At 71.4% G+C, this 13,059-nt stretch carries 9 protein-coding genes; all 9 read right to left on the bottom strand.

All coding sequences use genetic code 11. The features are described 5' to 3' along the window. Nucleotides 1-37: 37 nt before the first annotated feature. The 9 genes from OIE69_RS25640 to OIE69_RS25600 all read right to left on the bottom strand — a co-directional run bounded on the left by OIE69_RS25640 (nt 38) and on the right by OIE69_RS25600 (nt 13,056). The gene (locus tag OIE69_RS25640; RefSeq protein ID WP_326576007.1) at nt 38-1,918 is read right to left on the bottom strand and encodes a hypothetical protein; all 1,881 of its coding nucleotides are present in this window, start codon (nt 1,916-1,918) and stop codon (nt 38-40) included. 160 nt (nt 1,919-2,078) lie between these two features. Next, complete coding sequence (locus OIE69_RS25635; protein WP_326576005.1) at nt 2,079-3,653, bottom strand: Ig-like domain repeat protein; 1,575 nt, start codon at nt 3,651-3,653, stop codon at nt 2,079-2,081. 56 nt (nt 3,654-3,709) lie between these two features. Then, nucleotides 3,710-4,699: a hypothetical protein gene (locus OIE69_RS25630; protein ID WP_326576003.1), complete on the bottom strand. Its 990-nt coding sequence runs from the start codon at nt 4,697-4,699 to the stop codon at nt 3,710-3,712. A 101-nt stretch (nt 4,700-4,800) separates the two neighbouring features. Beyond that, nucleotides 4,801-7,281 carry a hypothetical protein gene (locus OIE69_RS25625; protein ID WP_326576001.1) on the bottom strand — a complete coding sequence of 827 codons (2,481 nt, stop codon included), beginning with the start codon at nt 7,279-7,281 and terminating at the stop codon, nt 4,801-4,803. Next, nucleotides 7,278-8,990: a phosphate ABC transporter substrate-binding protein PstS gene (locus tag OIE69_RS25620; protein ID WP_326575999.1), complete on the bottom strand. Its 1,713-nt coding sequence runs from the start codon at nt 8,988-8,990 to the stop codon at nt 7,278-7,280. The genes OIE69_RS25625 and OIE69_RS25620 overlap by 4 nt, the downstream gene beginning before the upstream one ends. Before the next feature lie 56 nt (nt 8,991-9,046). Further along, nucleotides 9,047-10,267 (bottom strand): phosphate ABC transporter permease PstA, encoded by a 1,221-nt coding sequence (gene pstA / locus OIE69_RS25615; protein WP_326575997.1) that lies wholly within the window; start codon nt 10,265-10,267, stop codon nt 9,047-9,049. A 1-nt stretch (nt 10,268) separates the two neighbouring features. Then, a complete protein-coding gene (pstC, locus tag OIE69_RS25610; RefSeq protein WP_326575995.1) occupies nt 10,269-11,297 on the bottom strand; it encodes a phosphate ABC transporter permease subunit PstC in 1,029 nt (342 codons plus the stop codon). After that, a complete protein-coding gene (locus OIE69_RS25605) occupies nt 11,294-11,983 on the bottom strand; it encodes a hypothetical protein (protein WP_326575993.1) in 690 nt (229 codons plus the stop codon). The genes pstC and OIE69_RS25605 overlap by 4 nt, the downstream gene beginning before the upstream one ends. A gap of 557 nt (nt 11,984-12,540) precedes the next feature. Then, the gene (locus OIE69_RS25600; RefSeq protein WP_326575992.1) at nt 12,541-13,056 is read right to left on the bottom strand and encodes an FxLYD domain-containing protein; all 516 of its coding nucleotides are present in this window, start codon (nt 13,054-13,056) and stop codon (nt 12,541-12,543) included. Nucleotides 13,057-13,059: the final 3 nt, after the last annotated feature.

Here is a 13,059-nt window from a genome sequence, read left to right as displayed (position 1 = left end):
TCTCCTCATTGCTTGTGATTGACGTGGTGACGGGTGCTCAGCCGGAGGTGTCCGCCCGCGCGGCACGTCCCCTGCGCCCCCGCACCCACTGGGCGGTGCCCGCCAGGAGCACCAGGAGGGCGACCGCGAAGCCGCCGGCCGACCAGGCGACGAGGGAGCCGTACGCGTCCCCGGCCGGGTCGGCCGAGGCGGCGTTCACGACCCCGGTGACACCGCCCTGGGCGGGCGCGCCGGAGGCGTACGCGGAACCGGCGGGCGGGGAGCCCGGGCCGCCGGCGGGGGCGGACGGGCCGGACCCGTCAGGAGTGGACGGCTGCCCCTGCCCTGCCGTGCCGCCCGGCTGCGCGGAGGATCCCGCCGCGGGCTTCTCGGGCGTGGCCCGGGTGCCGTCCGTGTAGGAGGTCTTGGAGGTGAAGCGGAGCGAACCGCTGAAGTCCCGCAGGCTCTTGAGGCCGAAGGGGGCCTCGAGGCAGCTGACGGTGAAGGTGTAGGTGCCGCGCAGGGTGCTGAACCCGGAGTCGAGGGCGTAGTCCTGCATCGTGTAGGTCAGCGGGATCACCCGTCCGCCGCCCGGTGCCGCTGGGTAGGTGCCGATCTCGGAGTTGCCGACGACGACCTTGCCGTCGCGGGGGAATCCGGCGCCCTTGACCCAGGCGATGACGTTCCTCGTCCCGTCCGGGCAGGGCCCGGAGGCGGTGAGGGTGATGGGCTCGGTGGCACTGCCGTGCCGCGGCGCGACGTTGAGGCCCCCCGGTTCGGCGGCGTGGGCCGCGGGCGCGGCCGCCCACAGCGAGAGGGCGGCCAGCACCATGGCGACGGGAGCGGAGGCGCGCGAGGCCTGGGCCCGCTTCTTCGGCGCGTTCGCGGCGGTGCGGGCGTCGTCCGGGTGCGGTCCGCGGCGGCGGCGCCTGCGGCGGAGCCACCACCCGGTCGCCACCGCGGCGACGGCCGACAGGACGGCGAGCAGGGACCAGGGCACCGCCCAGAAGTCCTGGGAGCGCGTCAGGCTCGGCAGGTCGGGGATCGCGACGTCGCCCCGCACCGAGACCGCGTCGACCGAGACGGTGGTGGTGTCCCGCACCGTGGGCAGGACGCCGGTGGCCGTGACGCTGATCCTCAGCGCGTTGCCCGGGAGGATCTCGGCGAGGTCGCGGGAGCCCTTCACCGTGGCGATGCCGCCGAACGCGTCGTGGACGCGGACCGTCTGCTCGGCGGCCAGCCGGACGTTGCCGGTGTTGCGCACGGTGTAGGACACCGTCGCGGTGCCGGTCCCGAAGGGGTTGGCGGTGCCGTGGTAGTCGGTGCGCAGGTCCTCGACGGAGAGCAGCGGCCTGAGGCGGCCGGCCACCCGCAGGTACATCCGGGCGCCGACGCGCTGGTCGACCTGGACCCGGTCGCCCTTGGCGCCGGTGCGCACCGCGGACAGCGAGGCGACGATGCCGGCGGGGTGGTCGCCTGGGGTCACCGTGCGCGGCACGGTCAGCGTGAAGGGGACGATGACGCGGGAACGGGCGGCCACGGTCACCCGGGACCTGCCGAGCTTGATCCAGGTGCCGCCGTCGCTGGACTTGGTGGCCCGCGGGAGCAAATCGAAGCCGCCCTCCGCGGAGTTGACGGCGTCGGCGGCGTAGACGTTCAGCGTCAGGGGCTTGGCGCCGTAGTTCCAGATGGCGATGTGGTCCCGGATGACGGCGCCCGGGGTCACGCCGTAGGAGTAGTTGGGCCGGCCGTCCGGCTTGTCGGCCGAGGACGGCTGGACGCCGAAGGTGGTGCGCCCGTTCGGGCCCGCGCCCGGTCGTGCGGCGGCCGTGTGGGAGGCCGCGTGCGAGGCGGCCGACGCCGTTTCGGCGGCCGGCAGTACGGCGAGGACGCAGGCGGCCAGGACGGCGGCGATACGGCGGGCTGATCGTGTGATCATGTCAGGTCGTCCGATCGGGCGCGGGTGGGACAAGGTGGTGCGGGGTGTGCTTGCCGGGTCGTGCGGAACGGGCCGGACCCGGGAGCCGGGACGGGCATCGCTGCCCGTCCCGGCCCGGGCCGGACCCGGGGCGTCACCGCCCCTCAGGCGGTCCGCCGGCTCAGATGGCCGTCAGGGTGAGGGTCGCGGTGTAGGTGCCGGCCACGGTCGAGGTCGGCACCTTCAGGGCGAGGTCCGCACCCAGGTGCGCGGTACCGAGGCCGGTACCGGTGGCGAGGGAACGGGAGGACTTCAGACCGCCCTGGCCGGCGTCGCCGGGGGCGACGCCCTGCGCCGCGGAGACCGCGGAGCCGGCGGTGACGGTCTGCGCCGGGGCGTGGTCGACCACGTTCGGCGTCCAGCCCAGGTTCTGGCCGTTGATGGCGTGCGTGCCGCCGTCGGAGAAGTCGGTCACCTGGCCGCTGACGCTCCAGCCGGGGTTGCCGGCGCGGGTGTCGGTCAGGGTGACGGTGTTGATGTCGCCCGCGGTGGTCAGCAGGTCGCCGTCGGCGTTCAGCACCGGCGACGGCAGCGTGACGTGCGGGTTGTCGACGCTGATGACCAGGGCGCCGGACTCGACGGTCGTGGTGATGTCCTGCGAGGCGGAGACGCCCGCGAAGTCGCCGATCAGGTACGGGACCGCGCCGGAGTCGGAACCGGTGTAGGCCCCGCTGTTCGCCGGGACGAAGGCCGCGGAGAAGCTGTGCTCGCCCTTCGCCAGGCTGCTGGTGGTGTAGGAGGCCTGGCCGCCCGAGACGGGGACGGTGGCCAGCGTGGTGGTGGTGCCGCCCACGGTGTCCTGGAACTTCACGGAACCGGCCGCGGCGGCGGGGGTGACCGTGGCGTTCATGGTGACCGGGCTGAACTGCGGCGTGGTGGCGGACGGCGAGATGGCCAGCGAGGTCGTCGTCGCCGTCGCCTGCGGGGCGTTCACCTTGTACGCCACCGCGGTGGAGGCGGACGGGTTGTAGGCGGCACCGGTCGGGGCGAACTCGGCGGTCAGGTCGTGGTCGCCCGCGGCCAGGGCGTTCGTGGTGAGGACCGCGATGCCGGCGGAGACGGCGACCGGGGAACCGAACGCGGTGCCGTTGTCCTTGAACTGCACCTTGCCCTCGGCGGCCGCCGGGGTCACGTCGGCGGTCAGCGTCACGGTCTCGCCCTGGGTGACCGGGCCGGCCGGGGAGACCGCGAGGGTGGTGGTGGTGTCGGTCTTCACGCTCGGGTCGGTGTTCTGGTACGTCTCGTTGGACGTGAACCAGATCGAGCCGGTGAAGTCGCCGAAGTTCGAGGAGCCGAAGGCCAGCCGGCAGGTGACCTTGAAGGCGTACTCGCCCTTCAGCTCGTTGAAGCCGGCGTCCTTGGCGTAGTCGCGCATGGTCTGCGTCAGCGGGACGACCATCCCGCCGTCGCCGGAGATCGGGTAGATCTCCTTCGACGCGTTGCCGACGACGGTCTGGCCCTCGGCCGGGAAGCCCGAACCGGTCACGGACACGATGACGTTGGTCGCCTCATCGGGGCAGACGTCCGTGGTGGTCAGCGCGATGCCCGTGGTGTCGGTGCCGGTGGCCGGGCTGAAGCTCAGGCCGCCGATCTCGGCGGCGTGCGCGGCCGGGGCCGCGATCAGGCCCGCCGCGCAGGCGGCGACCAGGCTCGCGAGCCCGCCCGCCATGGCCCGCGAGAGCTTGTTCTTGAACACTGTCGTGCTCTCCCTTTTCGGAGTGTGCGAAAGTGACGGAAGCAACAGGGCGTGGATCAGGGGGTCTGCTTGCTGGTGTCGCCGCAGTTGGCGTTGGCGGCGAAGCCGTAGGTGTTGATGACGTCGGTCTTCTGGCAGACCAGCGAGTTCGAGCCGACGAAGACCGTGCTCCACGGCGCCGTGCCGACCTTGCTGGTCGGGATCACGTTGTAGACGTCGCGCTTGACACCGAAGTTGCTGTTCAGCACGGTCGGCGCGATGCCGTCGATGGTGCCGAGGACCGCCTTGCCACGCAGGTCGGCGATCGTCTGCGTGGCCTGCGAGCTGTACTGGGCGATGGAGAACGGCACGATCGACTTGTCGTCGAGGACGCGACCGTCGTGCTCCTGCACCGGGTTGCCGCCCTTGACGTCCTTGATGCAGGGGTAGACGCCGTTCTTCACGTCGGTGTCCGAGATGCCGACGGTGGACTCCCAGAAGCTGCGCGTGCCGGAGCCCGCCTGCGGGAGGTACGCCGTCATGGTGAAGTTGGGAGCGGTGCCCACGTAGTCCTTGTTGCAGGTGTAGATCTGCTTGAGGTCGTTCAGCGTGAGCTTGCGCGGGATCTGGCTGGAGCCGGTGATCGCGTAGGTCACACCGTCCACGGCGAACGGGACGTAGGTGAGGTCCGGGTCGACGGCGCCCAGGCTGAGGCTGGAGGAACGGGCGAAGTCGAGGCAGTTGTCATTCGCCTGCAGGGAGGCGACCAGCGCGTTGCGGCCGGCACCCGAGCCGTTCGGGCGGTCGATGGTGCAGGTCGTGCCGCTCTTGGTGGTGATCTTCGCCGAACCGGTGGCGTCGTAGGAGCCGATCACCTTCTGGCCGCCGATCGTGATCGACTGGGCCATGCCGTTCATGACGTCCTGGGTGGTGTCGGAACCCACACCGGACAGCTGGCGGAAGGCGGGGGCGCCGGAGGGGTCGGCGACGGCGACGCTGGCGCAGACGGTGCCGGTGAGCAGACCGGCGACGCCGACGGCGGCCACCGCGAACTTGCGTATGTTCACTTGCGTTTACCTCTCGGATAGGCTTGCGCCGGGGTGGTGCCCGGCACGGTTGTTTCAGACAGTTCGTTGGCGCGGACCTGTCGTGGTCTCGGGTTCGGGCATCACCCCCTCGGCTCTCGGCCGGCCGTGCCCTTGGCACGCCAGGTCTGGATGCCTGCCGCGAGCCGCGGCGCCACCCTCGGCAGCAGGGGGCCGCAGACGGCCGCGACGAGCCCGGCGAGCAGGGCGATCAGGAGGACGTAGCGCACGGCGCCCAGTACCCACTCGGGCGTACGGGACAACGGGCCCTCGGCGGCCACGGGGACCGGCGGCGCCGGAGTGGACGCCTGGGTGCTCGGCGAGGACGACGGGGAGGGCGTGGAGGCCGGCGGCGGGACGACGGTCTGCCCGCCACCACCGCCCGTGCCGTCGCCGGTGCCGTCGACGGCCTCTTCCTCCTCGGGCGCGGAGGGGCCCGACCGGGAGGCGATGGCGTCGGCGGCCGACTCGGTCTGCTCGCGCAGCGACGCCGGCAGCGGGGCGAAGCCGTCCGGGAGGGTGCCCGCGGTCACTCCGGGCACCTGGCCCTTGCCGACCGCGTACCGCAGCAGCGCGGCGTAGTCCCGGCCCTCCTGCTTGCTGAGCTTCTCGGGGACGGTGGCGGCGTAGGTGAGGAGCGTGAGCGGGTAGGCGTCCTTGACCGCGGCCCTGGGGTCGCTCACCAGGACCCCGCTCACCGGGCCCGGCTTCATGGCCTTCTGGGCGGCGAGCATGGTCGCGTCGGTGGGCGCCACGAAGTCGCCGGAGGCGTTCTGCAGCTTCGCCGTCACCAGTCCGTACCGCCGCGCGGTCGCGGTGTCGGTCACCGCGAGCATGGCCCGCCTGCCCGCCGGCTGCGGAGGGTCCTTCTTGTAGGCCGGCGGCTTGGTGGTCGGGTCCCAGTTGCCGCGGGCCAGCGTGTCGCCGCGGGCGGCGGAGCGGGCCGCGTTGTGCAGGTCGGTCGCGTAGGGGTGCTTGTCGAGGATGCACAGCGGCTGGTCCGGGTGGTCCGGGAACTGCTGGCAGTACGGGTCGCTCTTCGGGAAGCCGTCGACGGGCAGGTCCAGGTCCTTGTAGTACGGGTTGACCGTCATACCCGAGAAACCCGGATCACCGTGGCTGCCCTCGTTGTCGGGTGTGCCGTCGAGGAACTCCCGGGCGGCGGGATCGCTGTCGATCCAGCTCCACAGCTGCGAGGTGGCGTCGGAGAGGGGCTGCGGCACCAGCGCGTCACCGAGGGCGCCGAGGAAGTCCAGGTCCTCGTAGTCGGGGTTGTACTTGATGAACTCCGGATCGTGCCCCAGGTTGTACGGGTTCTTCGCGGTGCTCTCGGCAAAACGCGAATTGCCGTCCTGGTACGACTCGGTGAGCAGCTTGGCGACCAGCCGCGCGGTGAGGTTGAGCGAGGTCAGCCGGTTGCCGTTGCGGGCGCGGACGTCCTCGGAGGCGGAGGACGCCGCATGGCTCTCGACGAAGAACCCGAGGGTCAGCCCGGACAGGGCCACCGGCGCGTAGATCGGCTTGGCGTCCGGAAGGAGCGCGGACCGATCCGCGGCCCGGTTGAGGAACACCATGCCCGGCTCATCCGTGGTCAAGTTCTCCCGGGCGCCGGCGTCGCCCGCCGGCGAGAAGCCGTAGATGGTCTTGCTACCGGTCTGGCAGAGGGTGGGCTGCCAGCGGTGCACGGCCTCGGCGACGAGCTCGGTGCCCAGGGTGGGACGCTCGGCCGCCCCGATCGGGCAGTAGGTGCCGGCCCGTTCGAAGCGCAGCGGGAAGACCAGGCGCTCCTTCCAATTCGTCGCCGACAGTGGCGAGGACTGCAGCAGGCCGTCCGACTGCGACCGGTACGAGGTCCCGTCGACCTCCGTCTCACCGCGGGGGACGACGACGAGCCAGCACGAGCGCCCGCCCGTCTTCCCCTTCGGGACGTCGCCGCAGCCGAGACCGGGAGACTCCGCCGCGGTCTGGACCTCGAAGTACACCTCCCCGGTTCCGCTGGAGCCGGTGCGCGCGTAAGGCACCTCGTTGGTGGTGTTCGAGTCGAAGAACTCGTTGGAGTTGCCCGTGTCGAACACGTCCCCGCTCACGGCGCGGAAGGGCGCGAAGGAGATGTTGCTGCCCGTGGCGGGCGGCGGCAGCGTCTGCGCCGGGTCCTTGAGGCCTCCGTAGCTGAGCTGCCGGGTGTTGGTCCAGGCGCCGGCCGCCTGCCCGCCGGTGCCCGCGCCGAGGTCGGCCGAGCCGCCGAACTGGCACTGCTCGGGGCTCGGACCCGAGGGGGCGTCGCCCCAGCACTGCATGATCTGCAAGTAGTCGGCGGGGTACTTGCTGTCGTCGACGGTGGGGACCGCGCCCTTCCAGGTGATCTTCACGACCTGGTTGACCAGGCTGCTCGTCTGGTCGACGGTCACCTTGAGGCCGGCGAAGTCCCCCTTGCCGGAAACGGTCATCGCGGAGCCGGAGTCGGCCTGCGAGACGGTGGCCGGCGCGGCGGCCGCGGCCATCACCAGGGCGCAGGCGACGAGTACGGCGCGGTGCGCCGCCCGGCGAAGACGCGCGGGGATCACGACCGCCTCCGCTTGGGGTTCAGCAGCGACGTGAGCAGCGGCGGCGCAACCGTCAGTGCCAGCAGCAGCACCGCGGCGAGCACCATCAGGGCACGGCGCGTGCCACCGCCGATGCTGCCGGCGGTGGTGACCGCCGTGGAGTACGCGCCGTCCTCGCCCCCGGAGGCTCCCGTCGAGCCGTCGTTGGTGACCACCTGTCCCGTGTCGGGGTCCACCGAGGGCGAGGCGTCGGTGCCGCCTGACGACGTGCCGTCCGCGTTCCCGCCGGTCGCGCCCGTGGAGGAACCGCCCTTGCTGCCGGCCGTGCCGCCGGACGTACCGCTGCCGGAACCGCCGGAGCCGCCGGAACCCGAGCCGCCCGACGAACCGGAACCGCCCCGGACGACGGTCGAGGTCATGTTGCCGCCGGTGCCCGTGGCGCACTGACGGCCTCCCTGCTTGTCGCAGTCCGCCGGGTAGGGCGCCTTCTTGGCCAGGGTGTTGGTGCCGTCGGTGGAGAAGGTGGGGTTCTGGCAGTTCTTGACGTCGATCGACTCGACGTCGACACCGGGGATGCGGCGCACCTGGTCGAGACCGGCTTTCACCAGGTTGATCGGCAGCGGGGAGAACCCGAGTTTGCCGACGCTCTTCTGGCCTTCGCACAGGAAGTAGTACGCGAACGCGCCGAGGGTCCTGCCCTTCAGCTTGCTGAAGTTGTTCTCGACCTTGGTGGGAACGATCATGTAGCTGTAGCTGGACAGCGGATAGGTCCGGCGGTCGGTGTCGTTGTAGACGCCGTCCAGCTTCTGGGTGAGCGTCTTGTCGTCGATCTGCGCCTTCAGCAGCGCCACCGCCACGTTCCTGTCCGTCGGCTCGACGTAGTAGCCCGCCTTGTTGAGCACCTTGACCACCGGGAACTTCGTGGTGACCTTCGCGTAGGAGTACTCGACGTAGGTGATCGTGCCGACGTTGCGCTGCGCGGCGACGTAGCCGGAGACACCGTTGGAGCCCGCCTGGGCGACGGTGGGGGATCCGGAGATCTTGGGGTAGATGGACGTCGTGCCGCACGGCGTGGCGCGGCCGGCCTTGCGGCAGTAGTCGTCCCACAGCCCGCCGTACTGCTTGGCCATCCAGGTCGTGAACTGCGCGGTGGTGCCGGAGCCGTCCGAACGGACCACGGGGACGACCGGACGTGCGGGCAGCGATGCCGCGAGCGCCGGGTTGTCCTTCTTGATCGCCGGGTCGTTCCAGGTCTTGATGACACCGGTGAAGATCTTGGTGATGACCTCGCCGGACAGCCGCAGGTTGGTCACCTGCCGGTTGCCGATCTTGAGGTTGTACATGAACGCGGTGCCGCCGGCCACGATCGGCATGTACGCGTACTTGCGGCGCGGCGGGGTGTCGACGACACCCGAGTCCTTGATGCCGTAGGGGATCTCGGAGACCGCGAAGTCGACGGTGCCGTTGCGGTACTGGTTGCGGCCGTCCGAGGAGCCGGTCCCGGTGTAGGTGACCTTCATGTTGTACATCTGGACGTTGGCCGTCCACTGGTCGATGGCGTTCTGGCTCCACGTCGAGCCCACGCCCGCTATCGGGACGTACGTCGCGGCGTCCGCCTTCTCGGCGACGGGCAGCGAGGCGCCGAACAGCATCGCCGCCAGCATCAGGGCGAGGGCGGTCAGAGCTCTGACGCGGGAACGTTCGGACGGTGCCGGACGTGCTCCGGGCATGGCGGGTGACTCCTGATCGGTGCGGTCGGTGCCCTGCGTGCGGGCGGGGTGGACGGTCACGGCCGGGTCCCGGTCGTGGTTGCGGCCGTGGCCTGCGCGAGCGGAGCCGGACGCCGGCTCATGCGATCCGCGTCACGGCGGGAGGCCAGCACCCGCCGGTGCTGCTGGCCGCGGGACAACTCGCCCGGCCCGCGGCCTCCGAGGACGCGGGCCAGCAGGAAGAGCAGCAGCACGAGCGCCATCAGCAGCCCGGCGCAGCCGAACCCGCGGGCGATCATGTTGGGCTGTGGAGAGGCCACCAACTGGAAGGTGGCCAGCGGCAGCGAGACCTGGGGCCCGCTCAGCGGGTCGGCGTTGAGCGAGGGGTTGGCTCCTGCGGTGAGCAGCACCGGCGACGTCTCACCGATGCCGCGGGCGGTGCCGAGGATCACAGCGGTCGTGAGCCCGGAACGGGAGGTCGGCAGCACGACGGTCCAGATCGTGCGCCACTGTCCCGAACCGAGCGCGTAGGAGGCCTCGCGCAGGGAACTCGGCACCAGGCGGATGACCACGTCGGCCGCGCGGATGATGATGGGCAGCATCATCACGCTCAGCGCGAGCCCGGCGGCGAGGCCGGACTTCTCGAAGTGGAGGATGAGGATGAACGTGGCGTAGATGAACAGGCCGGCCACGATCGACGGCAGCGCGGTCATCGCCTCGACCACGGTCCGTACGAAGCGGGCGTAGGCGCCCGGAACCTCGTTGAGGAACACCGCGCACATCAGGCCCAGCGGCACGGTGATCGCCAGCGCGATGCCGATCTGCTCCAGGCTGCCGACCATCGCGTGCAGCACACCGCCCTGGGTGAGCGGCGCCAGAGGGCCCGTGCCCCCCATGTTCTGGGTGAAGAAGTTGAGGTGCGTCAGCGCGGGTCTGCCGCGGTACAGGGCGTATCCGACCACGAAGAGCAGGGCCAGCAGGAGCAGCGCCGCCAGACTCTGCCAGATCACGGCGGCGACCCGGTCGCGCACCGCGACGCGGTTCTGGTCGAGGGAGACCAGCACCGCGTACAGGCCGATGAAGAGGACGTAGGCGACGACCACGAAGCCCAGCAGCGAGTCGAACGGGGCGATCCAGCCGAACAGCAGGAACGTCAGGGCGACGGAACCGGCCAGAGCGCCGCCCAGTGCCAGCCGGTCCTCCGTCGTCACGGGCGAGGTGCTGCGGCGCACCTCCGGCCCGGCGTCGTCCTCGCGGATCGGCGTCGTCGTCCGCAGTGTCTTGAGGAGATCGGTCATTTCAGGCCTCCGCCCCCGCGCCCGAGCGACTGCGCGCCACGATCGAGGAGGCGATGAAGTTGACGATGAGGGTCATGACGAAGAGGGAGAGACCCGCGGCCATGAGGGCCGACATGCCGAGTTCGCTCGCGGATCCGTAGCGGAGGGCGATCAGCGACGACACGGAGAGGGCGCCGTTCTGCAGGATGTGCGGCTGTATCTCGAACACCGGCGAGATGATCATGTAGACCGCGATGGTCTCGCCCAGGGCCCGGCCGAGGCCGAGCATCGTCCCGCCGATCACGCCGCCGAGCCCGAAGGGCAGGACGACGGAGCGGATCATGCCCCACTTGGTGGCCCCGAGCGCGAACGCGCCCTCACGCTCGCCGGGCGGTGCCTGGGCGAACGTCTCACGCATGACCGAGCAGGCGATCGGGGTGACCATGAGCGCCACGACCATGGCGGCGATGAAGGTGGAGGACGTGTAGACCGTCATGCTCGCGAGCGGGTTGTCGGGCTCGGCCCCGGTCACCTTGAAGATCGGTATCCAGCCGAAGTACGTGGAGATCCAGCGGGAGAGTCCGACGACGTGCCCCTGCAGGAAGAACGCCCCCCACAGGCCGTAGACCACGCTCGGCACCGCCGCCATGAGGTCGACGAGGCTGACCAGGAACCGCTTCAGCCGCCGCGGCGCGTACTCCGAGATGTACAGCGCCGTGCCCAGCGCAAGGGGCAGGGCGAAGCAGATGGCGACCAGGCCGATCAGCACCGTGCCGGTGAGCACCGCCGCGATGCCGAAGTGGTGGGAGTCGGGCTCCCAGGCGGTGGTGGTGAGGAACGAGAAGCCGGCGACGCTCAGCGCGCCCCAGGCGCGGTAGGTGAGGAAGAAGCCGACCAGCAGCATGATCGCGAGCACCGCGGCACCGCTGCCGCGGGCGACGAAGCGGAACGCGCGGTCCGCCGGCTCGGGGGACGAACGGATGTCGCGCGGTACGTCGTCGGCGGCGGGGCCGGGCTCCGTGCCGGTGAGACCGGGAAGGAGGGAGGTCATCGTGCCACCGCCCCGATCCGGGTGACGCCGGACGCGGCGGTCGCGGCCTGGACGGCGGGTGCGGCGGGTGCGGCGGGTGCGGCCTGGACGGCGGTACCCCGCCGGGCCCGCCCGTCGCGGGGTTCCTCCGGTTCTCCTCGCGTAGACCGCGCGGGCGCCGATGCGCGCAGGCCGCGCAGCCGCGGGCGCTGGGCCGTGCCCTCGGTCAACTCTGCGACCGGGACCGCGGCCAGGAAGCGACCGAGGTTCTGCTGGCACTCGCGCAGGCGGTGGTAGGTCCGCCCGGACACGGCGACGTCCCTGCCGCCGAGTTCGACGCGCCACGTCCAGGTGCCGCCCGCGTCGGCCATGGACAGCTGCGCGCGGACCTGGGCGATGTGCTCGCGGAGCAGCAGCACGGCGGCCTGGCACTCCACGAGGGAGGCGTAGGTGCCCGCACTGCGGCCCAGTTCCCGGTTGTTGGCGCCGACCAGCCGCCAGCCGACCGCGGCCGCCGCTCCGGGGCGGTCGTGCCGGTCGCCCCGCTCGTCGCGGCCCCGCCGGTCCGGGCCGTCGGGTCTGGCTCCCCCGCCGGGTCTCGCCGTACGCGACGAGCCCTCCTGGGAGGACCCGGGATCCTCCGGGTTCTCCGGTCGCGCGGGCGATGAGGCCTGTGGCAGGGACCTGCCACTCGCGTGAGCCGACATGTACAGAACGCGTGGCCGGACCATGGCGGCCGACCTCCCTCCCCTTCGCGCCGGTGCGCCTCAGGCCGAAAAACGCGTCCTCAGGCGGCACTGACAGTCGCGGGCGATGAGGGGGCTGCGTTCAAGGAAGAGTGAAGGCCGAACGGAGAGAAGATGAACGAGACGTGCAGGTCCACGCAAGGTGATCGGGATCAGGGCGCCGGTGACACTCCGCACCCGAAATGGGGTACATGGGGGATACACGCACACGTATCACCCGCGTCCGGCGTCCTCATACGACGGAACGGGCCGTCAGATGAATGGGACTCACCCCGTGACACCTCATGCCCGTGACGCTTTTCCGCCATTTCGGATCGCCCTGGCGGGTGTCGGGGCCTTATGCGGAACCTTCACGGAATCCGACGACCGCCCGCACGGCGGCGGCCCGGGCGAGAAGCGGAGGGACCCCGCGGTCCCGTACCGCGGGGTCCGGAATGCCGGCCGGAGTGACCGGCGCCGGAGGGGGCGGCGGATCGCGCCGCGCTCTCGCCCCGGCGGCCGGCAGGGCAGGCGAGGGGTCAACTCGCCTTGCGCAGCACCTCGACGACCTTGCAATCGATGTCGCCGGAGGCCGCCTCGGACCCCTGGGCGCTCGTGTCGACCGCGTCCCCCGGGGCCAGGTCCGTCGTGTTCGCCACGGCCTCGGCGATGCGGCCTCCGCCGGCGTCCACGAACTCGATGCGCACCTGGTAGTCGGAGGCCTCCGAACTGTGGTTGGTGACGGTCACCTCGGCACTGGGCCACTTGCTGAAGTCGGCGAGGCCGCACGAGGTGACCTTCGCGTCCCGCGGGGCCGCCTTCTGGCCGCTGTCCCCCGCCGGGGACGCGGTGGATGGGGAGTCGTTCCCCGAACCGCTCTTGTCCTCACCGGTCTTGAGGGCGAAGGCGACGCTGCCGCCGATGACGACAACGATGGCGACGACGCCGAAACCGACTATCTTCCCGGCACCCTTTTTCTTCGGCGGCCGGCTCCAGTCCGGCTCCTGATGCGGTGGGTAGTGACCCGGTGGCGAGGCGTGCGACGGCTGAGACATGGT

Origin of the sequence: Actinacidiphila glaucinigra, assembly GCF_035918135.1 — a bacterium.
In the GTDB taxonomy this organism is placed as follows: domain Bacteria; phylum Actinomycetota; class Actinomycetes; order Streptomycetales; family Streptomycetaceae; genus Actinacidiphila; species Actinacidiphila glaucinigra.
The sequence above is the reverse complement of the archived record's forward strand: the minus strand, read 5'-3'. Positions and strand labels throughout refer to the sequence as shown.